Annotated in this window: 24 protein-coding genes and 1 pseudogene; 14 read left to right on the forward strand and 11 right to left on the reverse strand. The window is 59.7% G+C overall.

The window, feature by feature from the left end; all coding sequences use genetic code 11:
- The first annotated feature begins 285 nt into the window (after positions 1-285).
- Both ACM6I7_RS04555 and ACM6I7_RS04560 read left to right on the forward strand, forming a co-directional pair.
- Positions 286-2,061, forward strand: a complete 1,776-nt coding sequence (locus ACM6I7_RS04555; RefSeq protein WP_097089992.1) for a metallophosphoesterase — start codon at positions 286-288, stop codon at positions 2,059-2,061.
- Between the two features lie 133 nt (positions 2,062-2,194).
- A pseudogene (locus ACM6I7_RS04560) lies at positions 2,195-2,357 on the forward strand (LysR family transcriptional regulator); the annotation flags it as partial.
- A 1-nt stretch (position 2,358) separates the two neighbouring features.
- On the opposite strand, the gene ACM6I7_RS04565 reads toward ACM6I7_RS04560, so the two are convergent.
- Both ACM6I7_RS04565 and ACM6I7_RS04570 read right to left on the reverse strand, forming a co-directional pair.
- The gene (locus ACM6I7_RS04565) at positions 2,359-2,598 is read right to left on the reverse strand and encodes a hypothetical protein (RefSeq protein ID WP_027613842.1); all 240 of its coding nucleotides are present in this window, start codon (positions 2,596-2,598) and stop codon (positions 2,359-2,361) included.
- Positions 2,599-2,681: 83 nt separating this feature from the next.
- Entirely contained in the window at positions 2,682-2,912 is a 231-nt protein-coding gene (locus ACM6I7_RS04570; RefSeq protein WP_027613841.1) for a hypothetical protein, read from the reverse strand.
- A 217-nt stretch (positions 2,913-3,129) separates the two neighbouring features.
- On the opposite strand from ACM6I7_RS04570, the gene ACM6I7_RS04575 reads away from it, so the two are divergent.
- Positions 3,130-3,669, forward strand: a complete 540-nt coding sequence (locus tag ACM6I7_RS04575) for a GAF domain-containing protein (RefSeq protein WP_027613840.1) — start codon at positions 3,130-3,132, stop codon at positions 3,667-3,669.
- Between the two features lie 67 nt (positions 3,670-3,736).
- Here the strand turns inward: ACM6I7_RS04575 and ACM6I7_RS04580 are convergent, their stop codons facing one another.
- The 4 genes from ACM6I7_RS04580 to ACM6I7_RS04595 all read right to left on the reverse strand — a co-directional run bounded on the left by ACM6I7_RS04580 (position 3,737) and on the right by ACM6I7_RS04595 (position 8,288).
- Positions 3,737-5,863, reverse strand: coding sequence for a TonB-dependent siderophore receptor (locus ACM6I7_RS04580; RefSeq protein WP_097089991.1), 2,127 nt, complete (start codon positions 5,861-5,863; stop codon positions 3,737-3,739).
- A 163-nt stretch (positions 5,864-6,026) separates the two neighbouring features.
- Complete coding sequence (locus ACM6I7_RS04585; protein WP_097089990.1) at positions 6,027-6,248, reverse strand: hypothetical protein; 222 nt, start codon at positions 6,246-6,248, stop codon at positions 6,027-6,029.
- A 178-nt stretch (positions 6,249-6,426) separates the two neighbouring features.
- Positions 6,427-7,161 carry an SDR family oxidoreductase gene (locus tag ACM6I7_RS04590; protein WP_097089989.1) on the reverse strand — a complete coding sequence of 245 codons (735 nt, stop codon included), beginning with the start codon at positions 7,159-7,161 and terminating at the stop codon, positions 6,427-6,429.
- A 182-nt stretch (positions 7,162-7,343) separates the two neighbouring features.
- Positions 7,344-8,288 carry a helix-turn-helix domain-containing protein gene (locus tag ACM6I7_RS04595; protein ID WP_027613836.1) on the reverse strand — a complete coding sequence of 315 codons (945 nt, stop codon included), beginning with the start codon at positions 8,286-8,288 and terminating at the stop codon, positions 7,344-7,346.
- Positions 8,289-8,453: 165 nt separating this feature from the next.
- On the opposite strand from ACM6I7_RS04595, the gene ACM6I7_RS04600 reads away from it, so the two are divergent.
- From ACM6I7_RS04600 to ACM6I7_RS04610, 3 genes are all read left to right on the forward strand, one after another.
- Entirely contained in the window at positions 8,454-9,218 is a 765-nt protein-coding gene (locus tag ACM6I7_RS04600) for an SDR family NAD(P)-dependent oxidoreductase (RefSeq protein ID WP_027613835.1), read from the forward strand.
- Positions 9,219-9,386: 168 nt separating this feature from the next.
- A complete protein-coding gene (locus ACM6I7_RS04605) occupies positions 9,387-9,644 on the forward strand; it encodes an Atu4866 domain-containing protein (RefSeq protein WP_096796853.1) in 258 nt (85 codons plus the stop codon).
- 80 nt (positions 9,645-9,724) lie between these two features.
- Positions 9,725-10,642, forward strand: coding sequence for an AraC family transcriptional regulator (locus ACM6I7_RS04610; RefSeq protein WP_097089988.1), 918 nt, complete (start codon positions 9,725-9,727; stop codon positions 10,640-10,642).
- Between the two features lie 41 nt (positions 10,643-10,683).
- On the opposite strand, the gene ACM6I7_RS04615 is transcribed toward ACM6I7_RS04610, so the two are convergent.
- Complete coding sequence (locus ACM6I7_RS04615) at positions 10,684-12,180, reverse strand: diguanylate cyclase (protein WP_414888043.1); 1,497 nt, start codon at positions 12,178-12,180, stop codon at positions 10,684-10,686.
- 439 nt (positions 12,181-12,619) lie between these two features.
- Between ACM6I7_RS04615 and ACM6I7_RS04620 the strand changes: the two genes are divergently transcribed.
- Positions 12,620-13,315: an SDR family NAD(P)-dependent oxidoreductase gene (locus ACM6I7_RS04620; protein WP_096796857.1), complete on the forward strand. Its 696-nt coding sequence runs from the start codon at positions 12,620-12,622 to the stop codon at positions 13,313-13,315.
- Positions 13,316-13,405: 90 nt separating this feature from the next.
- A complete protein-coding gene (locus tag ACM6I7_RS04625) occupies positions 13,406-14,425 on the forward strand; it encodes an AraC family transcriptional regulator (RefSeq protein WP_027613830.1) in 1,020 nt (339 codons plus the stop codon).
- Between the two features lie 6 nt (positions 14,426-14,431).
- Here ACM6I7_RS04625 and ACM6I7_RS04630 read toward each other — a convergent pair whose 3' ends face one another.
- Entirely contained in the window at positions 14,432-14,845 is a 414-nt protein-coding gene (locus ACM6I7_RS04630) for a cupin domain-containing protein (protein WP_414888044.1), read from the reverse strand.
- A 302-nt stretch (positions 14,846-15,147) separates the two neighbouring features.
- Between ACM6I7_RS04630 and ACM6I7_RS04635 the strand changes: the two genes are divergently transcribed.
- Positions 15,148-16,182 (forward strand): alpha/beta fold hydrolase, encoded by a 1,035-nt coding sequence (locus tag ACM6I7_RS04635; RefSeq protein WP_103367572.1) that lies wholly within the window; start codon positions 15,148-15,150, stop codon positions 16,180-16,182.
- Between the two features lie 25 nt (positions 16,183-16,207).
- On the opposite strand, the gene ACM6I7_RS04640 is transcribed toward ACM6I7_RS04635, so the two are convergent.
- The 3 genes from ACM6I7_RS04640 to ACM6I7_RS04650 form a co-directional block, all read right to left on the reverse strand.
- Positions 16,208-17,230, reverse strand: a complete 1,023-nt coding sequence (locus ACM6I7_RS04640; RefSeq protein WP_414888045.1) for a GlxA family transcriptional regulator — start codon at positions 17,228-17,230, stop codon at positions 16,208-16,210.
- A 93-nt stretch (positions 17,231-17,323) separates the two neighbouring features.
- A complete protein-coding gene (locus ACM6I7_RS04645; RefSeq protein WP_414888046.1) occupies positions 17,324-18,484 on the reverse strand; it encodes a radical SAM protein in 1,161 nt (386 codons plus the stop codon).
- A gap of 74 nt (positions 18,485-18,558) precedes the next feature.
- Positions 18,559-19,503 carry a LysR substrate-binding domain-containing protein gene (locus ACM6I7_RS04650; protein ID WP_414888047.1) on the reverse strand — a complete coding sequence of 315 codons (945 nt, stop codon included), beginning with the start codon at positions 19,501-19,503 and terminating at the stop codon, positions 18,559-18,561.
- Positions 19,504-19,625: 122 nt separating this feature from the next.
- On the opposite strand from ACM6I7_RS04650, the gene ACM6I7_RS04655 reads away from it, so the two are divergent.
- From ACM6I7_RS04655 to phnE, 5 genes are all read left to right on the forward strand, one after another.
- Positions 19,626-20,030, forward strand: coding sequence for a RidA family protein (locus ACM6I7_RS04655; protein ID WP_414888048.1), 405 nt, complete (start codon positions 19,626-19,628; stop codon positions 20,028-20,030).
- A gap of 151 nt (positions 20,031-20,181) precedes the next feature.
- Positions 20,182-21,045, forward strand: coding sequence for a putative selenate ABC transporter substrate-binding protein (locus ACM6I7_RS04660; protein ID WP_223008582.1), 864 nt, complete (start codon positions 20,182-20,184; stop codon positions 21,043-21,045).
- Entirely contained in the window at positions 21,042-21,839 is a 798-nt protein-coding gene (locus ACM6I7_RS04665) for a phosphonate ABC transporter ATP-binding protein (RefSeq protein ID WP_027613822.1), read from the forward strand. Before ACM6I7_RS04660 ends, ACM6I7_RS04665 begins: the two co-directional genes overlap by 4 nt.
- Positions 21,833-22,660, forward strand: a complete 828-nt coding sequence (locus tag ACM6I7_RS04670; protein WP_027613821.1) for a PhnE/PtxC family ABC transporter permease — start codon at positions 21,833-21,835, stop codon at positions 22,658-22,660. The genes ACM6I7_RS04665 and ACM6I7_RS04670 overlap by 7 nt, the downstream gene beginning before the upstream one ends.
- Positions 22,657-23,424 (forward strand): phosphonate ABC transporter, permease protein PhnE, encoded by a 768-nt coding sequence (gene phnE, locus ACM6I7_RS04675; protein WP_003224391.1) that lies wholly within the window; start codon positions 22,657-22,659, stop codon positions 23,422-23,424. Before ACM6I7_RS04670 ends, phnE begins: the two co-directional genes overlap by 4 nt.
- Positions 23,425-23,430 lie beyond the last annotated feature (6 nt).

A 23,430-nucleotide genomic window follows, 5' to 3' on the forward strand; every position in this document is an offset into this window, starting at 1 on the left:
ATACACTGCTAGGCTCCATGGTATGGCCAAAAGCTATGTCGCCTTTCTTGCTCACCGCATGTCGTTTTTCTGGCGCGTTACACAGATTGAACAGTGAGCTACGCACATGCAAGGAGCGCAACCAGACACAAGTAGCGGAAACTGTAATGCGCTTAACTGCCGCTCACTTCGTTCGCCCTTTGGCTTAATCGTTGCTCCTTATGAAAACGGTCCCACTTTTCAGTCGCCTAATCTAAGGCTCTGGGTGGAAGTTCCAACCGTACGCTCTGATGGTGGACAAGGCACATGGATAATCACGTTTTAGCGCGCATAAGCGTCGCACTCCTTTTTTCCGTTCTGACAGGATGCTACTCGACCATCCGAGTTCTGCCAGATTCTCCATCTGCCACGCCGATTGCCGGCGGCGACTTCCCCATGGCCGTTGTCTACTTCATGGCCGACAATCAGGAGAGAGAGCTGTTCGGCGATCCGACGTACTACTCCGCGCGCCTTGCGCAGGACACCAGCGACGTCGCCATCCGCTCCGTCGAGCAGGATCTCTACACCAAGTATGTTGCCGAGTCGGTGATGCGGAGAATTACTCAGCAAGACGGGACTCCACCGGTGATCCACCTAGGCGATCTTTTGGACTATTCATGCCACTCCGAATTTAAGCGCCTTAAGCGCTTGTCCTTTCTATCTGCTCCAAACGTCTACATTGCCAAAGGTAATCACGATGGAATTTTTCAGGGGAACATGAGTTATGGCGGCTGGATGGGAACGGCTTGGCTTTACATCCGAAAAATTACTGTCAACCACAGCATCGATCCCTCACTTGAGGGGCACTTCAACGCCGTTTGCGGCCAGCTGGATGACAATCCGCTTGCATCTGATGCCAACAGACTGCGCCCATTTCCAGATGCTCGCGAATGGCCGCACCAGTTCAACTGTGATTACCTGCGGTTGAAGAGCGGCGGAAAACTCCCACTTGCAATTGATACCTTCTGCAACGCCTCGGACTATCACCGACGCGTACTTGTGGCGGCGGGCAAAGCAACACCTCCGCTCGTTAATTCGCAGTTGACTGTCCACACCCCATACGAGTACACGGCAACAATGAACACCGGCAACTCGGTGAATAAATGGAACAAGGGCTCGCTGCTCCAATCCGTACGCGTCCCCCTTAAACAGCTTGGCAATGTCACCAGTGCGGAGCTTGGTGTGATCCTGCTCGACACAACTGATTGGCCCAGCGTGCCGAGCTTTAAGTTTCTGTCGAAAGAGTCGAACTCCAATGTCGGCACTATTCGCCAAGGCCAGCGTGACCTAGTCGTAGAGCAGCTCAAGTCATGGCGGGACGATCCGACGCGCAGCGTCAAGGCGGTAGTGCTGACCGGCCACTATCCGCTTCGCGCCCTTGACCGCAGTTCGGCACAGTGGATGCTAAAGCTGCACGACGAGTTTCCCTTCGTAACCCCTGTCTACTTCAGTGCACACACTCACGAGGGATACACCGCTGTGGGCGACGACCAAGAAGTGTCGAAGGGCGTAATCCGGGAGATCAACGTCGGCTCGCTCATCGATGCACCCGTCCACTACCGTAAGGCGATCTTCAGCTGGGACGCAGAACGTTCGCGTTTGCTGCTTACATCTGAACTGCGTACCCCCTGGACGGAATTGAACTGCGCGGCCGACGGGTCGCCACAAGCCAAAGCAGCTGCGGCAGGTCGGGTTTCAGCCGAAACATACGCCCACAGCAAACGCTTTCAGCCGCAGCAACAATGGTGCGAACGCCTAACGTTCGCCGGTAGGTCCATGCGTGACCTCGCGGGGCAGGCCGTCGAAGAAAAGGACTACGCCGAGTGCACAGGTAGTGCGCTGCGCCCGACACCTGATTTTTTGACCCGCTACAGAACCGCTCAAGCATCTATGGACGCTTCGCTCATTGGTAACATTGCCGAGCAGGAGCGCCTAGCATGCGCCGCTCTCGCTGGCGGAAAAGTTTTTTCGTTCAATAAGAACCACAAGCCGCCAGAGACCGTCAGCTATGCCTTCGATTTGGCAGGAGGTGTTCCGAAATGACTAAAATGGCGACCACTAAAATGGGAACTGATTTATATTTTGGAAATAAATCAACCCCCTTTTTTGTCCGTACCCTTTTTTGCTCCCTTTTTTATGCGCACAAAAAGGAGCCATAAGGGACGCCTTCGCCGCCTGCCTCAGTTATACCCTCCTGTCCACTGGAACCAACTGGCGGTTCAAGGATGCTGATGTCCCGATTTCCGATCAACAGCGTGTCAACTCGCCTGAGTGTATACGTGAGTATCGTCAACGCAGGATTGGGCATCGCGCAGGGGCCGGGGGCGAGCGAAGAAGAAATCAGTCAGCGCCTGCATCCTTCACGTCGATTTGCGTAATACCCACCAGACTGGCCTGCTCCAGTATCTCTTCAGCAGTCGAGTCAGCTGTTGGCATGATCAGACTGTTCTCAGCATCCCCAAAATGCAGTTCCAGCAGATGCATGGCAGCGTCGTGAATGGAGAGCTTCGACTGCTGCAACGCGAGTTGATGCGTACGGGACTCGCCGTTGAACAGGTACTCGATGGTGTAATTGCGCATTGATAACCTCAAAATCAGAGTGGCAGATAACTACCCTGACTTACCGGTCAATCGTTAGTTCAAGCGGATAAATGTTCTGCAGCTCAACTGCGAGAAAGCGTTTTCAGCCGCTCGACCAAAGCCGCTTCAAAAATCACGTACAGCTTTTCAGCATCGCCGGCACGCAGAACCTCGCTGGTTTCCAGCCCAAGCACGAAGCCATCCGCACGAGCCCCCGCCTTCACGGCGATGATCATCGAGTCTGCCCGGACAATCTGCGCCAGGAGCCGATCAGCTTCACGTTGCATCTTTTCGCTCAACACTACGCCTTCCACTTTCCTCACCTTTCATTCAATGCGACATCCAACATTTATGAGATCAAGGCTACGCCGCCGATAACGGCGCCTCAAGCCGCACGCCAATGACGCTTCGCTATTGCAGCCATCAGGAACCTTTGATGTGAACGAATCCATTTTGTTTAGTATCAAAATGAGCAGTTTCAAAAGCGTTTAGCAGTCGCCAACTTAAAAAATCATGACCGGAGAACAATGCATGCCCCTCAGTGACACCATTGACAGAGCGTTGCTAAGCGCAGAGGAACGTTCCTCTATCGCTGAAATTGAAGCTACAACCAATATTCTGCAGCTTGTTACACGCATGACCGGGACGCGGTTCGCGGCGATCGCGAAATTCACCGAGACTGACTGGATCGTCTGTTCCGCCTACGATCCGATCGAGCTTGGGATCAACTCCGGCGACACGCTGGAATTGGAAACCACGCTGTGCAGTGAGTTTCGCAGAGACCCTCAGGTGCTTTTCGTGCCGCAGATAAGTCGCGACGGCAGATTTTCCACACGCCCCGTGGTGAAGCAATATTTGATTGAAAGCTACGCAGGCGCGCCCATTTTCCTTCCTGACGGACAACTTTGGGGCGCGCTGTGTGCGTTGGACTCCAGGGCGGTGATTTTCGACGACCCGGATCTGGCGGATACGTTAGGCCTGTTCGCGAGACTGATCGGCTGTATCTTTTACGCGAATCTGACGGAGGCCGGCAGCGGCTACAGCAAGAACGTTTCAAGCGTTATCGGATAAACAAGAAACAGCCCTGAATATTCAGGGCTGTTTCATTTGTGGCCTGTGAGAATTTTGCTCCACCCTGCTACAAGGTGTAGGAAACGCCGATCTGCACGGTTCGCGGCGCCCCCGGGTAGGCATAGACGTTGCCGAATGCGCCCTCTTCATAATCACGGTCGAACAGGTTTTTCACGTCGAGATTAAGCCGCACCTTGTCATTGATCTTGTAGAAGCTGAGCAAGTCGACAACGGTATAGCTGCCCATCGAAAACGCGGTGTTGGCGGTTTGGCCGGCGCGCTCGTCGACGTACTTGAGGCCGGTGCCCAGGCCCAGTCCCTTGAAGGTGCCGTCCTGGAATTCATACATGTTCAGCAGGCTGAAGCTGTTCTTCGGGATGTTCATCAGCCGCGTGCCAGAGCGCAGCACGTTGTCCTTGGTTACCTCGGCATCGACATAGGCGTAGCCACCCATCACCCGCCATTCGGGAGTCAGGTTGCCGGCCACGTTGACGTCGAAACCGCGGCTACGCACTTCGCCGGCCGCAACGCTGAAGGTCGAGTCAACCGGGTCGGTGGTCAGCACGTTACGTTTTTCGATCTGATAGATCGCCGCGTCGACGCTCAACTGCTGATCCAGCGCTTCCCACTTGAGTCCCATTTCATAGGACTTGCCCTTCTCTGGCTCGAACCCTCCGCCCTGGCGACTGGCGCCGGTGTTCGGCTTGAAAGAGCGCGCCGTGTCGGCATAGATCGCCAATGTCTCGGTCAGGTCATAGGTCACGCCGATGCGCGGAGTCACCGCGTTGTCACTGGCCTGCCAGCTCTTGCCACCGGGCACGTAAGTTTCGTAGTCATGTTCGAAGCGCTCGAAACGCGCCCCGGCCAACACCTTGAGTTTATCGGTCAACGCCACCTGATCCTGCACGAACGCGGCATACGTCTTGAGGTTTTCCTTGTCGTGTGTCGGCGTGCGGGTGAGTGCCGGGCGCGGCTGGCCGTAGACCGGGTCGAAGATGTCGATCGGGTACGCACCGACGGCGCCGCTGGAGCGCTGGATGATCGACTTGTAGTCGTAATCCTCGTACTCGATACCGGTGAGCAACGTGTGCTGCAAACCCGCGGTATCGAAATGCCCGGTCAGGTTGAGCTGGGTATCCTTGTCGGTCCACTCCAGCTTGCGATAGTTGAAATTGCGCCCCAACGTGCGGCCGTCATCGGCAATGCCATTGGCCTCGATTGCGTTGCCCTTGAGCGAACCGTCGAGCCACTGGAACCCGCCGCCCAGGGTCCAGTCGTCATTGAGCATGTGCTCGAAACGCAGTTGGGCCATGTTGTTGTCGTTATGCAGTTTGCCAGCGTCTTTTTCGCCGAAAAAACTGTCGCGCGAAGCGGTTCCCGTCTGTTTTGCGTAACGGGTAAGGCCGCGATCCAGAGGCGCGTTGTTGCGCATGAAATCGCCTTCAAAAATCAGCTTGGTCGCGTCGGTAGCCTGCCAGGTGAGCACCGGTGCGATGCCGTAGCGCTCGGTTTCGACATGATCGCGGAAAGTGTCGCCGCCCTCGCCCACAACGTTTAAGCGATAGGCCAGACGCCCTTCTTCGTCGAGCGGGCCGGAAGCGTCCAGCGTGCCGCGTTTCATGCCCTGATCGTTGAGTTGGCTGCCCAGGGTGACGCTGCTTTCAGGCAACGGCTGCTTGGACACCACGTTGAAGGTGCCGCCAGGATCACCTCGACCGTAGAGCATGGTGGCCGGGCCGCGCAGCACTTCGAGGCGTTCGATTGTGTTGGCATCCGGCATGTTCGGATAGCCGCGGTTGATCGGGAAACCGTTGCGATAGAACTCGCCAGTGGTGAAGCCACGCACGGTAAACGTGGTCAGACCCTGCCCACCAAAATTGTTCGCCCGCCCCACGCCGCCGGCGTAGTCCAGCGCGTCCTGCAATCGGGTGGCGCCCAGATCTTCGACCGCATCCTTCGAGACGACACTGATCGATTGCGCAGTTTCATGGATCGAGGTGTCGGTACGCGTGGCGCTGGCCGAGCGCGTCGCGCGATAACCCTGCACCGGGCCGTCCGCCCTTTCGTAATTCGCCGTACCGATGACATCGGTAGCGTCCAGCTCCAGCGTTGAGGGTGATGCCCCCGTTTGATCAGCCCATGAGGCAGGCGACAATGCTTGCAGCACACAAATGGAAAGCAGGGTTCGACGCATGGAGAGGGAAACCTTTACGAATAGGCCAATGCAGGGGGTGAATCCGCCAAAAAACTCCCGCGCATGCTATACAAAATTATTCGCAATTAATACAGATTCCCATTAACAACAGTTGCCGCTGTCAATGCGGCACCGTCGCTCTGCGCCCTGCCCCGCCAAATTCTCAGGTTCCGCCCGAAAGCCCCTCGGTGGCCTGGGCGAACCTCGCACCGGCCTTGCGCACCAACTGGCGCCATTCTGTTGCTGTAATCAGCCCTTCCTGCTCCATGGTGTCGGCCATTTTCAGCAACTCGTCGTATTGATCCTCGGCGTCCATACGGATCTCTGGCTCTTCCAGTAATTTTCGCCAGGCGGCCAACGCCTGCTCTTTCCGAACGTCGCTCATGGTCATTACCCCCGGGTGACTTGTAAGTCGGTAGAGGGCTGCGGTTCTGGAGTGTTCAGCGGCGGCGACTGACGGCGCGACAGATGGTTTTCGTTGCGGCCTCGAAAATGAAGCGGCCCAAAGCAGCCGTTGATGCACGACTGCTTTGAGCCTGAGAGCGATTGCCTTCCAGGATGGCTCAGTGCGGGCTGGCCGTCGGACGTACCACAATCTCACTTACATCAACATCGTCGGGCTGTTCGATGGCATAAGCGAGGGCTCGTGCAATGGCGTCGGCGTTGAGCGCCACACGCCGGAAGGCTTTCATTTCCTCGCGTGCCTCCTCATCGGAAATCGTATCGGCCAGTTCCGACTCGACGACACCCGGGCACACCACCGTGACGCGAATCTTGTCCGTTTCCTGGCGCAAACCATCCGAGATGGCGCGGACGGCGAATTTGGTCGCGCAGTACACCGCGGCGGTTGGAGAGACCGCAAGACCGCCAATCGACGAGATATTGATAACCTGCCCGTACCCTTGCGCCTGCATGTCCGGCAAGACCGCAGCGATACCATGCAGCACCCCGCGCACGTTGACATCGAGCATCTGGTTCCACTCATTGACTTTCAGCGAGGCCAGGGGAGACAGCGGCATCACGCCCGCGTTATTGATGATCACGTCGATCTTGCCATGTTGCGCCTTGGCGAACGTCACGAACGCCTGCATGGATTGCAGATCGGTGACATCCAGTGCGCGGGCCTTGGCCGAGCCACCCTCGGCCCGGATCTCGCTGACCAGTTGGTCCAGACGCTCTGTACGGCGGGCACCGAGTACCACATGGGCACCTTTGCTGGCGATCAGCCTGGCCGCCGCTTCGCCAATACCACTGCTTGCACCGGTAATCAGCACGACTTTGTTGTGAATGTTCGACATATCCGTAGCTCCTGCTCTCAGCATTTAAGTTCAGCAGCGACCGCTGAAGTTGCGGGCGTTGCTGCGGGGTACGTCGAAAAGATTAAGGGCACATGCCTGCTCGGCGCGTGCCGAAACCTGCGCAACTTTTGCCTATTCGTGTCGGTGTGCATCAATCTGCAAAACAGATAAAGCAGCGATGCTCAAGCCCCACGGAACTCGCTGGGCGTTACGCCCACCTCGCGACGAAATACCTGAGAGAAGTGACTGGGGCTTGAATAGCCGACCTCCAGGCCGACGTCGATGACACTGCGCCCGGTCTCGAGCAACAGCTGCCGCGCGCGAATCATGCGCAAGCGGATGAAGTACTGCGAAGGCGAAAAACCCGTCGCACGCTTGAACAGACGGCTGAAGTGGTACTCGCTCAGCTCGGCCAGTCTGGCCAGCTTTGCCAGACTGAATTCAGCGCCCAGATCCGCACTCATGGCGTCAGTGACTTTGCGCAGCTTGTAGGCTTGCAAAGCGTTGCTCCGACGTCCGCCTCGGGCCTCGGCGCGATAGCTGCGCACCAGATGTACGGCCAGCGCCTGTGCCAGCGAGCGGGCAAACAGAGCGCTGGGCGAGCGCTCCAGAACCAGTTCGGTGCGCAACTGCTCCATGACAAACGCGACGCGCGCGTCGCGTGCCCCGGAAATATCACGCAAACGCACAGCTCCCCCGTAATCCCCCAACAACTCACGCGACGCGTGCTCGATCAACGGCAGCCCCAGATAAAGGTGCATGACTTCAAAGGTGTCGGCCCCTTGAGTCTGCCAGCGCATCTCATAAGGCTCGTCGGAACTGGTGAGGAAAAAATCGCCCGCGCTGACCTCCGCCGCTTCCCACTCGCCACCCGGCACGCGCTCCTCCACCCTCGCCGACCCCGCCAGAACCAGGACGAGCAGCGGTTCCACCACCGCAGGCACGAGAATGGGTTCAACCACGCTGCCATGGGTAAAAAACCGGATCACGATGTCCTTGATTTCCGGACACGCTGGCAACGCCTGCGGCTCGCCCGGCAGGTAGTCTCCCATCGACTGCCCGGTGATGCGCAAGTCCTGGGAGGAAGTGGACTTCTGTTGCAACGCCGTTTGCCCGGTATTGGTCATGAACATGCCCTTTTGCTGAGATTCAGCGCAAAACCCCGACAGCCGGGGCAATCTCCCGAAAGCCGACCTCGCCCCGCTGCGAGACAGTAGGCCCGTCGCCGATGACAGCGCCTTGCGGGCGCCGACCCGGCCAATCCCTACTCGATCAAAATGCTGGAGAACATCATGACCGATATCAAGCACAGCACACCAAACGAAGTGGCCGGTAAAGTGGCTCTGATCACTGGCGCGGCCAGTGGCATCGGCAAGGCCATCGCACTACTGCTGCATGCCCGCGGCGCCAAAGTCATCGCCGAAGATATCAGCCCTGAGGTAGAGGCGCTGGCTCGCCCCGGGCTGGTACCACTGGTAGCCGACATCACTCAGGACGGGGCCGCTGAACGCGCGGTCGCATTGGCCGTCGAGCAATTTGGTCGACTGGACATTCTGGTCAATAACGCCGGCATCATCATCAACAAGCTGGTCATCGACATGACTCGCGAAGACTGGGAGCGCATTCAGGCGGTCAATGCCACGGCGGCATTTCTGCATAGCCGCGAAGCGGTCAAGGCGATGATGCCGAATAAATCCGGTTCGATCGTCAACATCGCGTCCTACGCCTCCTACTTCGCCTTCCCCACCATCGCCGCCTACACCGCTTCCAAAGGCGCACTCGCGCAACTGACGCGCACCCTGGCGCTTGAAGTCATTGGCCACGGCATCCGCGTCAATGCCGTCGGCGTCGGAGATGTGGTGACCAACATCCTCAACAATGTAGTCGACGATGGCCCGGCATTTCTCGCCCAACACGGCGAGGCCGCGCCGATCGGCCGTGCGGCACAACCGGAAGAAATCGCCGAAGTGGTCGCGTTCATCGCCTCGGACCGTGCCAGCTTCATGGTCGGTTCGGTTGTCATGGCCGACGGCGGCATGACCGTCACGGCCGGTTGAGCCATTACAGGAAAGATCCGCCCGCAAGCCCGAGAGGATCAGGCAAATCTGCGGCAGTTTTGTTCTGACACCTCTGCGCTCTGCTACGTAATCTGAAAGCACGCAACGGATGCAGACACAGGCCACGGCAGGCCGCTCGGATTGAATGAGGACTGAGGAGAAAAGCTGATGAAAAATGCCAGACAAACCACGCCTGACCATCGTTACGCCGGGATGTGGGTCACCGCTGATGGGTTCATCCGTCACGAGCTTCTGACCACTGGGCGTTATGACGAGGCCCGTGGTAAAAATAACAGTGCTTATGAAGGTCGCTACGAAATAACCGGTGACTATATCCAGTACTGGGACGACACCGGCTTCACCGCTGACGGGCATTTTCATGACGACGTGCTGTATCACGCCGGCATGGTCCTTTATCGGCAATGAGCACTTTAATGATGTCGGGTGAATATCGTCTGCCTGGACAGTTCCGGGCAGACGCTCATGGACACTTGTGAGAGCCTGAAATGCAACAGAGCGATGCTTTCATCCTGCAAAACACGGCCATCTACCGTGACGAACTGGTTCGCTTGCTGACGCAACGGTTTAGCGCACCCGGGGTCTATGAGACCGCCGTAGCGCCCTTGCATGTAATCCGTTTTGACGCACCTTCGGAGCTGATCCACACCGTGCACAAGCCGGCACTTTGCCTGATCGTGCAAGGACAAAAAGAAGTCGGCCTGGGTGACGACCATTACCTGTACGACCCGCTCAGTTACCTGGTGGTCTCAGTGACACTTCCCGTGTCCGGGCGCGTGCTGATGGCCAGCCCGGAGGCGCCCTATCTGTGTATCCGCATTGATTTCGAAGCCACGGAAATCGCGCAGGTCATCGCCGATGCGCCCCCGACGGGCGTCCCGGACGAGCCGGAGCTTGGCCTGTTCATTGAAAAGGTCGATGTGCCTCTGCTGGAAACCATGCTTCGGCTGGTCCGGCTGCTGGAAACACCGAAAGACATCGGCATGCTCGCGCCCCTCGCCCTTCGCGAGCTGTATTACCGGCTCCTGCGAGGTGTGCACGGTCGTCGTCTGTATGAGCTTGCCCTCGTTGACTCGCAAACACGCCGGGTAACGCGGGCAATCGATTGGCTGAACAACCACTACACCCAACCCTTGCGCATCGAAGAACTCGCGCGGGTCGCCAGTCTCGGCAGCTCCACATTGCATCATCAATTCAAGGCCGTGACGGCCATGAGTCCACTGCAATACCAGAAACAGCTTCGCCTGCAGGAAGCCCGCCGCTTATTGCTCGGCGAAGGGCTGGATGTGGCGAGTGCCTGCTATCGAGTGGGCTACGAAAGCCCGTCGCAATTCAGCCGGGAATACAGTCGCCAGTTCGGGTGTCCGCCATCAAGAGACACCCAGCGGGTTCGCCGCCCGGCGTGAAAGTCAGCCCGACGGCGATCTATCGGATTAATGCCCACCAATCACTTCACAAACCGGTTACGCCCCAGCGTTTTGGCGTTATACAGCGCCTGATCGGCGACCTCGATCAACCCTTGCAAGGATTGCAGTTGCGCCCCCGAGGCCGTAGCGATGCCGATACTCACACTCAGCCGGCCGAATGGGCTGGACGGGTGTGCGATGTTCGCTTGCTCCAAGCGTTCGAGGATCAACTGCGCGACCACTGCAGCACCGTCACTGTCGGTGGCCGGCATGATCACGCTCAGCTCCTCGCCGCCGTAACGCGCCACCAGATCCGAGGGGCGCCGTACACAACCTTCGAGGATTGTGCCGACCTTCTGCAGGCAGGCATCGCCAGCGACATGCCCGAATGAGTCGTTGAACAGCTTGAAGTAGTCGATATCGATCATCAGCAACGCCAGTGTCGTGCCGTCACGTTGTGCGCGCCGGGCTTCCATGGCGAGGCTCTCATCGAAGCAGCGCCGGTTGGCCAGGCCGGTCAGGGCGTCCTTCATCGCCAGTAACTCAAGCTGACGATTGGAGGAAAGCAACTGCTGCTGCGTCCCGCGCAATTGATCTTCAGCCCTGGTACGCCTGCGAATATCGAGAATCAGGAGCCAGCCGATGAGCCCGGTAAGCCCCAGCAACCCCGCGACCACCACTGCCGACAGCCAGGCCTCCATGCGCCACGCAGCAAGGGCTTCGCGCTTGCCGAGGGCGACAGTGGTGATCAGCGGCAGCCGGTCACTCTTGCGGAAAGCGTAGAGCCGCTCGACGCCATCGAGGCTGGAGGTAAACGACGCGGTACCAACCGATCGATCGACCAGATACTTCTCATAGATGGGCGACTTGGAAAAATTGCGGCCCATGTCCTGCTCGCGGAAGGGATAGCGCACCAGCAACGTACCGTCGGTATAGGACAAGCCGATAGCACCCTCCTGGCCCACATCGATCTTGCCGAACAGGCGCAGGAAGTTTTCGATTCCCAGGGTCACCGCCACCACACCGGCAAACTCGCCGTGCGCATCATTGAAACGGCGGCTGACGGTGATCACCCACTCCTGATTGGAGCGACTCTGGATCGGCGGACCGATAAAGGTCTCGCGGCTCGGGTCGTCACGATGATGGATGAAATAAACACGATCACTGCTGTTGGCCCCGGCCGGAATCGGTCGGTTGGACGACATCAGCCAACGGCCCTGGTTGTCGTAGATGGTGATGCCGCTGAGCTGCGGCATCAGCGGTTCCTGACGATTGACCAGTGCGCTCAGACGCTGGATCTGCGGGGGGCCACTGCCTTCGGTTTCCAGACGTTCGACGATCCCGAGCAACAGCAACGAACTCTGGCGAACGATCCCTTCGGAATAAGTCGCCAGCGCCTGGGTCAGGTTCAGGCCATGAACGTTTACCTCCTCCAGTGCGCGCTCTCGAGAGGCCAGCACTTTCCACACCGTCAGTGACCCGAGGGAACAACCGATCACCAACAACAAAAGCACAACCAGGCGGGTATCACGCTTCACATTACTACCTTTGGGAAAGTCCGGTTTCCGTTCCTGCGGCGGGTCGACCGACTCGATGACTGCAGCCGCGTGTCCTTGTCGCGCGCAAGGATACAAGCAGCACTGGCTTGCTGCAGCAACAGATTATGTCGCGCAAAAAAGACATACTTCCGATTCGCGCTGCATCGTCCGGAAAAAGCCTGCTAAAGACTTCAGGACTGGCTTTGCGCTTGGCGAAACAGCGACAAGAATGCCAGACCAAACCATCGCCAGGCTTTCAGAATCCGCTTGGCGCCCACCGTCAGAAGCCAACTTTCTGACGCCTGTTTCACGACCCTTTCGTGATGTGTTGCCAAGCATAAAATTTTGGCACTTTTGCACAACAAGTTGACATCCAAAAGCATGCCACGGGCCACCGATATCATTAGAGTATGCGCCCTTAAAAAGGAAAGGACTCTTGATGACTCAGTCACTCTCACGGCGCGTTGTGGCGATTACCGGCGCCCTGGGGAATCTCGGCGAGACCCTGGCGGACATGGCCGCAGCCCAGGGCGCGGATCTGGTGCTGATCGATCAGGCGACGATGGCGATTCCCAGTTCCCACAATCGACTGGTCCTGTCCGGCATCGATCTGACCTCCCTTGCCGATTGCCAGGCAGTCGCCCACCAGATCAACCGCTATTTCGGACGCCTCGACGCCCTGGTCAACGGCGCCGGAGGCTATGCGTGGGAGCCGTTGCTGGGCAGTGCGATAGAGGCCTGGGATCGGCTCTACTCGCTGAACCTTCGAACCGCATTGAACGCCAGCAAAGCCTTGCTGCCATTGCTGCTGCAATCCTCGGCGGGACGCATCGTCAATATCGGATCGAGCATGGCGGCGAAGGCCGGGCTGGGCATGGGCGCTTACGCTGCGTCGAAGTCCAGCGTACTGCGCCTGACCGAGAGCCTCGCCGAAGAACTCAAGGACATGAGCATCACGGTCAATGCCGTGCTACCGAGCGTGCTCGACACCCCGCAAAACCGTGAAGCCATGCCCGACGCCGAGCACCAGCGCTGGGTGACGCCCGCACAACTGGCGGCGGTCATTCTGTTTCTGATCTCGGAACAAGCGTCGGCCGTCACTGGCACCGGTATTCCGGTGATCGGGCGCATGTAGGGTCTATTGACGCCGCGCGCCTTGGCGACGTCGCTTTCTTCACCTTTCGGAAAAGCAAGATCACCGGATTACCGGACTTCCCCTCCCCCCATGCGACCCGCCACTTCCAGCGCTGCCTTCGTTAACCACGTCCTTGATGTCGCCGAACAATACGGCTGCGATGGCGACTGGCTGTTGCAGCAGACCGGACTCTCACGCGAGCAGTTGTCCGACTCGATCGTGCGCATTCCCATGCGCCAACTGCGTGCCTTGCTGGAACTGGCGGCGCTCAGCAGCAACCTGCCGCATTTCGGCCTGTTGGTCGGCGCCGCCGTGCGCCCGGGCACCTATGGCGTGCTGGGTTATGTGCTGATGACCAGCGCGACACTGGGCGAGTCGCTGAACATGATTCTGCGTTTCGGCAAGATCGTTTACGACAGTCCGTCCAGTCAGACCCGGATCGTCATCGGCGACGGCCGCGTGACCCTCGAAGATCAACGCATCAGCGAGCTGGAGCCTTACTGCGCCCTGCATCAGGAAGCGCTGATGGTCGGCTGGGCAGCGTTCGGCCGCTGGTTGATCGCGAGTAATCAGCCGATGCTGGAAGTGCGGATGATGCATTCGGCGGTAGGCGAACCGGCGCTGTATGAACACTTCTTTGGTTGTCCGGTGCAGTTCGAGGCCGGTTGCAATGCGCTGGTGTTTGCCGAGTCGACGCTCTCAACGCGGATCCAGGGCGCCGACCCGCGCATGCATCGCAGCATGCTGCTGGAGGCCGACTGGCAGTTGTGCCTGTCGTATCCGGCGTTTTCGGTCACAGATCGATTGCGCGCGCTGCTCACCGAGCAATTGCCGACCGGCGATTTCAGCTTGAAAAGTCTGGCCCGGCAGTTGGCGATTTCGCCGCGCACCTTGCAGCGCAAACTGGCGGCCGAAGGGGAAAACTTCAATCAGGTACTGGAAACCATGCGCATGGAACTGGCCGACCATTACCTGCGCCGCACCGAGACCAGCATCATGAACATCGCCCTGATGCTGGGTTACTCGCAGGCCAGTTCTTTCAGCCATTCCTTCCGTCAGGCACGCGGGATTTCACCGGTGGATTACCGCAAGTTGCTGCGCGCCAGATAAGCCCGATCACGGCTTCAGCTCCAGCAGCGGCTGGCCTTTTTTCACCACATAGGTCGCCAGTTCCACGCCTTTGTCCTGGCCGACGTTCTTCGCCACATGGGCCACGCCAGCCGGGATGAACAGCGAGTCACCGGCCTTTAGCGTGACCGCCGGCCGCCCCTCCAGTTGATACTCCAGCGTGCCGCTGACCACGTGCGCCACTTCGACACCCGGATGCGCATGCCGCGGCGCGGTGACACCCGGTTCGAAATCGATACGTGCCTGTATCACCTCGCGATCCGCGGCGCCCAGGTCCTGACGAATCAGGTCGGTACGGCTCAAGCCCTGCTGCCAGCTCATGGCCTGAGCGTCTGCCGCCTGCGCCAGGCCGGTGAATGAAACCAGTGCGGCCACAGTGGCCAGAATCAGTGTGCGTTGCATGCAAATGCCCTCTCGACAGTCATGGTGTGAAGGCCTGCACTGTGACTGCCGGGTGTAGCGGCGATGTGTCGAAAAACCCGCGTTTGGTCTCGCCGTGTATCACGTGCAGAGCTGGATACACGGCCATACAAAGCACACCGGCTGTGTATCACAGTGTGTACAGATGCCCCGGCGATACATGAACTTGAATCATCGCGTTTTTTCGACATGGGCCAGATACGTCCCGGCGTTCAAATGCCTGCAAGGTTTGCCGGGCTCAGCCCGCACCTGCCCCTCGACAGGATTGCCAAGGAGACTTCAGCATGAAAAACGCAGCATTCAGCCGCACGAACATCCTCGCCGTGGCGCTGTTCGGCGCGCTGGCGGCGACGCAAATGCCAACGGCCGCCGCCGCGCAGCCGGCAACCGGCGACCACAACGTCAGCTATTCCGCGCCCTCGCCGTTCGGCCCGCTCAAGCATGTGAAGGCCGGGCTGCTGGATGTGGCCTACGCCGAAACCGGCCCGGCGCAGGGGCCGGTGGTGATTCTGCTGCACGGCTGGCCGTACGACATTCATAGTTATGACGAGGTCGCGCCGTTGCTCGCCGCCAAGGGGTATCGGGTGCTGATGCCGTATGCGCGGGGTTATGGCGACACGCATTTCCTCTCCGATCAGACACTGCGCAACAGCCAGCCTGCAGCGCTGGCCAGCGACGTGATCGACTTCATGGATGCCCTGAACATCAAGCAAGCGGTGCTCGGTGGCTACGACTGGGGCGCGCGCTCGGCAGATATCGTCTCGGCGCTGTGGCCGGAGCGAGTCAAGGCATTGGTCTCGGTCAGCGGCTACCTGATCGGCAATCAGGCTGCCGGGCAGAACCCGTTGCCGCCCAAGGCCGAATTGCAGTGGTGGTATCAGTTCTACTTCGCCACCGACCGTGGCCGGGACGGTTACCGGAAAAACACCCACGACTTCGCCAAGCTGATCTGGCAGCTCGCCTCACCGAAATGGGCCTTCGATGACGCCACGTTCGACCGCAGCGCCAAAGCGCTGGAAAACCCCGATCACGTCGAGATCACCGTGTTCAACTACCGCTGGCGTCTGGGCCTGGTGCAGGGCGAACCGCAATACGCGGCGCTGGAGCAGAAACTCGCCAGCGCCCCGTCGATCAGCGTGCCGACCATCACCCTCGAGGGCGATGCCAACGGCGCGCCGCACCCGGCGCCTGAGGATTACGCCAAGCGTTTCACCGGCAAGTACCAGTTCCGCCTGATCAACGGCGGCATCGGCCACAACCTGCCCCAGGAAGATCCGCAGGCGTTTGCTCAGGCAGTGATCGACGCCGATCACCTCTGAGGTCGAAGGCAGAAAACGCCTCGGTCTATTTGACCAGGCGTTTTTCCCTGGACGGGCGATAACCGAAAAACGCGCTGTAGCACTTGCTGAAATGGCTCGGCGAAACGAAACCGCAGGCCACCAGCACTTCCATCTGCGACAGCTCGGTGTGCTGCAACAGGCGCCGGGCTTCGGTGATGCGCAATTCCAGGTAATAGCGCTGCGGCGTGGTACCGAGTTGCTCCTTGAACAAGCGCTCCAGTTGTCGCCGCGAGCGACCGGCGTACACCGCCAGTTGTTCCAGCTCCAGCGGTTCCTCGAGGTTGGCGTCCATCAGCTTGACCACCTCGCGCAACGGTGCACTGACGCAGAGGTTTTCATCCGGTTTGATCCGCCGATACCGCGACTCCTCAAACGCCAGAATGTCCTCGATGCCTTCGACCAGCGCCTTGCCGTGCAGGCTCTTGATCCAGTCCAGTGCCATATGGAAAGCCCCGGATGGACTCGACGCGGTGAGCCGGTCGCGATCGATCACATAAGGTTCACTGCTGACCTGGGTGGCCTTGGCAATTTCCGTGAGTGCGGGACGGTGTTCCGGGTGGATCGCGCAACGATAACCATCGAGCAGCCCGGCGCGGCCGAGAAACCACGCACCGTTCCACAAACCGGCCAGACTGACACCGCGCTCCGCCGCCGAGCGCAGCAGGCTGATCAACTCCTCGCAGGCCTTCAGCTCAGTGCGGTAGCCGCCACACACCACCAGCAAGTCCAGATCCGCAAGGCTGGCGGCGTCAATCCGCGCATCCGGGCGAATCACCAACCCCAGATCGCTGATCACCTCACCCTCGCCCAGCCCGAACGTGCGCGAGCTGAACAGTCCGGCGCGCAACAGGTTGGCGGTGATGATCGTGTCCAGCGCCTGGGTAAAGGCCGGCAGTGAAAAGTGCTCCAGCAACAGGAAACCGGTGCGGGTGATGAGGGTTTCGGCGGATTGCTCATTCAGATAGCGGAGGTTTTTACCCTTCATGCCTCCGCTGAATTGACGTCGTTCGATCAAGGTCTGGCCCATCGGTCATGTTGTTATGCGCCGATAGTTGGCTTGATGGGCCAAAGAGTCAATCACGCTTGTGGCAACTGAATTGGCGGGACCTGATCCGCACGGTCAGACGACCGTGAGATAACCCGCACCGAGCCGGCCTTCCAGACGACCGAACAGCACGTAATGCTGATAACCGCTGGTGAACGCGCCCGTGGAAATCGCGTTTTTGACGTCCTGGTTCATATGCAGGTATTGCGCTTCGTCGAAGTTCTCCGCACTGACTTCGCCGGTTCGCCCAAGCTTTTCGCTTTCGACCGGCAGCCCCATGATCGTGCGCCGCTGGAAGTCGATAATGCGGTTGACGGCGTGACTTTCCAGCGGCCCCCGATTGGATTGGGTCGAGTAGATGTGCAAGCCGTTTTTTGCGCAGCGATTGCACATGTCGACGCAATTTTTCTGGGTGGACTTCAGGCCGGTCAATTGCGCCAGAGGCATGTCCAGATACTTGCCGACCTGGTATTCGGTCTGATTGAAAACGGAACAGCACAAAACGGTATTGCCGTTGCAGTCGAGCACCAGCCAGTCATCCTTGAGCGAGCACGCCTGCTTGGGATACTGACGGACCAGATTGACCAGATCGTCGAAGGGCGGCAGCGCCAGCCTTTTCAGGGTTTCATGATCGGTATCCGTCACCGAAGGGTCGCGCTCGATCAGCGCCAGCGTTTTCTCCAGCGGCATCATCACTGAATACCCGGTGGAGAACTCGAAACCCAGACTCTGGCTGAATTCGCGCATCAGCCCTTCTTCTTCCATGTTGTCCAGATAACGGTGGTAGTAAACCTCGATGCGCGTACTCAAGCCATGTTGTTGCTTGAGTTCATGCAGTTTGATCATGTTGGCTTTGACCACTTCAATGTCGCCGCCCACGTGCCCCTGCTGGTAAGTCTCCTGGTAAAACCCGGACAACGAAATACGGAAGAACCACGGGTTGGCCAGCATGGTGGTTTCCATGTTCTTGGCCAGGTTCAAGTTGGAACTGATACCGCTCTGCAAACCGGCGGCATTGATGATCTCGACAAACTCACCGATTCGCGGGTGGATCAACGGCTCGGTCCAGTTGTACAGAAAGATCGTCTCGACCCCTTCGTTGCGGGCCTTCTCGACGATCTTGCGGAACATGTCGACTTGCATGGCTTTCTTGAAGTTGACGTTTTCCGAGTTGCCCATCGGGCACGAAGGGCAGCTTAAATTGCACGCACCGACAATATCGATATACATATTCATGACGGGTGACGCTCCTTGAGTGAATAGCGGTGCATCCAGAGCAAGCGACTGTCATGGTTGGCGTTATTCGTTAGTTATTTGACAGTCCCGGAGCGCGGCTCAGCAAGTTCCGGGCCATTGCCATGGTGCGCCATCAATTCCACGATCCAATCGATAAATACCCTTAGCTTTTGGCTGATATGCCGGTTCGGCGGGTACGCCACGTAGAGCGGCATCGACTCGAGTTGCCAGTCCTCGAACAGCGGCACCAACTCGCCCCGAGCCTGATGCGCGTGCGACATGTACCTGGGTAACCACAGCACCCCCATGCCGGCCAGACCTGCCGCAAGGTAAGCGTTGCCGTCATCGACGGCGAGCACGTGGCGGCCCTTGATCTGCAGGTGTTCGCTGCCATTGTGCAAGGCGTAAGGCACGGGTTTGCCGGTGCGCGCCCAGAGAAATCCGACCACCCGATGATGCGAGTCCTCCAGCTCGCGTGGATGCTGCGGCGTGCCAGCGCGGGCCAGATAATCCGGCGCGGCGAAAACCCCGAGCTGAAGATCGGCGACCCGCCGCGCCATCAGTGACTGATCAAGCAGTTCGCCGCCGCGCACCACGCAATCGACGTTCTCATCGATGATGTCGACGATGCGGTCGCTGACACCCATATCGATCTGAATGTCCGGATAACGCGCATGAAACTCAGGCAATGCCGGCACCAGAATCAGCCTCGCCAGCGGGCTCGGCACATCTACGCGCAAGCGTCCTCTGGGCAATGCCGAGGCGCCGGACAGACTGGTTTCGGCGTCGTCCATATCGGCCAACAACCTAATGACCCGTTCGTAATAGATTGCGCCATCGGCAGTGACGTTGACCTTGCGCGTGGTGCGGTTGAGCAACCTGACCCGCAGCCGGGCTTCCAGTTGCTGCACGAGTTGGGTCACGGTGGTCTTGCTCATGTGCAAGGTCTCGGCAGCCTTGGTGAAACTGCCCGCCTCGACCACCCGGGCGAACGCCTGCATTGCATCGAAACGGTCCACTTTGCGCCCTCGAATTGTTTGGAATCTGCAAACAGTGAACGCCAAGCTTGCGCGTTTATCGCCACTGCGCAAGCCCCTACAGTCACTCCATCAGCAACCACCAAACAATGATGGAGACACCCATGACCCAGCGCGACGTCGTTTTCCCGCCAGCCCGCCATGCGCTTTACGAGCGCCATCGTTATTCGCCAGCGATTCGTTCCAACGGTTTTCTGTTTGTCTCGGGGCAAGTCGGCAGCCGTGTAGATGGTTCGCCCGAGCCGGATCTGCAGAACCAGGTGCGCCTGGCGTTCAATAACCTCAACGCGATCCTCGATGCCGCCGGTTGCAGCTTCGCCGATGCGGTGGACGTCACGGTGTTCATGATCGATCCACAATCGACCTTCGAAACCATCTGGGAAGTGGTACCGGAGTTCTGGGGCAGCGCACCGTATCCGACGATTACTGCGGTGGGCGTGACCTGGCTGGCCGGGTTTCAGTTCGAGATCAAGGTAATCGCCAGGCTGCCGGACAATCATGCAGCGTAACCTGAGGTAAAACATCGCCAGCCACTACGGCTGGCCTTTGACTGCCCGGCTGCGTATAACCTCACCGTTTCGTCTAACCTGATTGAGCGTCCGCGCGCGACACCGCGCCCGGCGGCGCTTAGAATGCGACGCTCATGAAACGGAGATTTCCATGCTCAAACGAACCCTGGCACTGACTGCTGCTCTGGCCCTGTCTTTTTCTGCTCTGGTGGCGCATGCCGCCGATGTGTTGCGGGTCAGCGCGATTCCCGATGAAGCCCCGACCGAATTGCTGCGCAAGTTCGAGCCGCTCGGTGCGTACCTGGAGCAGCAGTTGGGCATGAAAGTGCAGTTCGTTCCCGTGGCCGACTATCCGGCCGTGGTCGAAGCGCTGGCGACCGACCGCCTCGACATGGCCTGGCTGGGTGGTTTCACCTTTGTTCAGGCACGCCTGAAGACCGACGCCACCACCCCGGTGATCCCGCTGGTGCAGCGCGAGCAGGATGCGCAGTTCACCAGCAAATTCATCACCGCCGACCCGAACGTCAAGAGCCTGGCCGACCTCAAGGGCAAAACCTTTGCCTTCGGCTCGGTGTCGTCCACCTCCGGCAGCCTGATGCCGCGTTATTTCATGCTGAAGAACGACAACATCAAGCCTGAAGCCTATTTCAGCCGCGTTGCCTATTCCGGCGCCCACGACGCCACCGTCGCCTGGGTCCAGGCCGGCAAGGTCGATGCCGGTGTGCTGAACGCCAGCGTCTGGCAGAAACTGGTAGACGCCGGCAAGGTCGACACCAGCAAGGTCCACGTGTTCGCCACCACCCCGGCCTACTTCGATTACAACTGGACCGTGCGCGGCACCCTCGACCCGGCGCTGGCGGCGAAGATCAAGAAAGCCTTCCTCGACCTCGACCCGGCCAACCCCGAGCAGAAGAAGATTCTTGATCTGCAGGCGGCCAGCCGCTTCATCGACACCAAGCCCGAAAACTACAAGGGTATCGAGGAAGCTGCTCGCGCTGCCGATCTGTTGAAATGACCCTGAGCCTCAAACACGCCCGCCTGCACCACGCCAACGGGGTCGATGCGCTACGCGGCGTCGACCTGCAGATTGGCGCGGGCGAGCAGGTGGCGATCATCGGTCCTTCCGGGGCCGGCAAGTCGAGTCTGTTGAATCTGCTGGCCACCGCGTTGCGCCCCAGCAGCGGCGAAATCGAGGTGCTGGGCGAACGTCCCTGGCACCTCTCCACTCGTCAACGGCAACGCCTGCGTGCGCGCATCGGCTTGGTGCATCAAGCCCCACCGCTGCCGCCGCGCCAACGGGTGGTGACGGCAGTGCTGGCCGGCAAACTCGGCCAGTGGAGTTTAGGCAAGAGCTTGCTGAATCTGCTGCATCCCACGGACATCCCCGGCGCCCGTGCGGCCCTCGCCCGCCTGGATCTGGGCGACAAACTCTTCGCTTACTGCCAGCAATTGTCCGGCGGCCAATTGCAGCGCGTAGGCATTGCCCGGGTGCTGTATCAGGCACCGGAGATTCTGCTGGCGGACGAACCGGTGTCGGCGATGGACCCGGTGCTGGCCGGGCACACCCTGTCGATCCTCTCGCAGCACGCCCGGACACACAACGTCACGCTGGTGGCGAGCCTGCATGCAGTGGAACTGGCGCTGGCGCACTTTCCGCGCATCATCGGTTTGCGCGACGGCCAGATCCTGTTTGACAGCCCGGCCGAACAGGTCAGCCGCGAGATGCTCGACACGCTGTACGCCAACGAGCAGTTGCAAAGCCCGACGACGCCCAATGCGCCGCTGATTGTGCAGATCCCGCGATGCTGAAGGCCGATTCACGCGACCCGGCCGCCGCGCCGCGACTGCTGCTGACCCTGCTGGCACTTGCCCTGCTGTGGCCGGGCATCCAGCTCAGCGAACTGGACCTTGGCGTGCTGCTGCACAGCGACAGCCAGACCGAAATGGGTCGTTTCATCGCAGGCTTCTGGCCACCGGCGCATGACCACGATTTTCTCCAGTTACTGCTCAAGGCGACCCTGCAAACCCTGGCCATCGCCACCGCCGGTATGGCTCTGGCGCTGCTGCTGGCGGTGCCGGCGAGCCTGATTGCCAGTCGCGCACTGTCGTTGTCGGCGGCGTCCCGCAGCGGCATTCCCAGTCGGGTCGGAAGCTTGCTGCGCTGGCCGGTGCGCGGGCTGCTGATCTTCTTGCGCAGCGTGCCGGAGATCGTCTGGGCACTGCTGTTTGTGCGCGCCGTGGGCCTCGGCCCGGCGGCCGGTGTGCTGGCGATCGCCATCACCTACAGCGGCATGCTCGGCAAGGTCTACGCGGAAATTTTCGAATCCACCGACCAACGCCCGGCGCACGCCTTGATGCAGGCCGGCAGCGGACGGCTCGCGGCGTTCGCCTACGGGATTCTGCCGAATGTCGCGGCGGAGCTGCTGTCGTACACGGTGTATCGCTGGGAGTGCGCGATTCGTGCGTCAGTGGTGATGGGGTTTGTCGGCGCCGGCGGCCTCGGCCAACAGATCGACCTGTCATTGCGCATGTTCGCCAGCGGTGAAGTGGCGAGCATGTTGCTGACGTTCCTGATTCTGGTGCTCGGTGCCGACCAACTCAGCCGCCTGCTGCGCTGGAGGCTGACATGAATCGCCTGATCAATCTGTTGCTGATCGTCGGCATTGGCGTCGCGGTCATCGCCTCGTTCGGCTACCTCGAACTCGACCTCGGTGAACTCGGCAGCGCCACCAGCCTCAAGCAGATGGGTGCCTACGCGCAGCGCTTTCTCAGCCCGGACCTGAGCGCCACGCATTTGCAGGCGATCCTCAAGGGCTCGCTGGAAACCCTCGCCATGTCGGCCCTCGGCACCCTGCTCGCGGCGGTGTTCGGCATCCTCCTCGCGCTGCCCGCCGCCGGGCGTTTCGGCTGGCCATTGCAAAGCGCTTCGCGCCTGCTGCTCAACGGTCTGCGGGCGATTCCGGAACTGGTGTGGGCGGCACTGATGGTGCTCGCCGCCGGCCTCGGCCCGAATGCCGGCACCCTGGCGCTGGCCCTGCACACCACCGGGGTGCTCGGTCGGTTGTTCGCCGAAGCGCTGGAAAACACCCCGCCGGAACCGGCCGAAGCGATCCGCTTGCAGGGCGGCAACCCGGTGCTGGCGTTCTGCTACGGCACCCTGCCCAACCTCGCCCCACAATTGCTCGCGTATTGCCTGTATCGCTGGGAAAACAACATTCGCATGGCCAGCGTGCTGGGCTTTGTCGGTGCCGGGGGTTTGGGGCAGATGCTGTATGTCAGCCTCAGCCTGTTTCAGGAAGCGCAGGCGAGCACGGTGATTCTGGCGATGCTGATTCTGGTGCTGGGCGTGGATTCGCTGAGTGCCTGGAGCCGGCAGCGCTGGGTCAAGGCCTGACGGGCA

Source organism: Pseudomonas sp. IT-93MI4 (assembly GCF_949767635.1).
Taxonomy (GTDB): Bacteria; Pseudomonadota; Gammaproteobacteria; order Pseudomonadales; family Pseudomonadaceae; genus Aquipseudomonas; species Aquipseudomonas putida_A.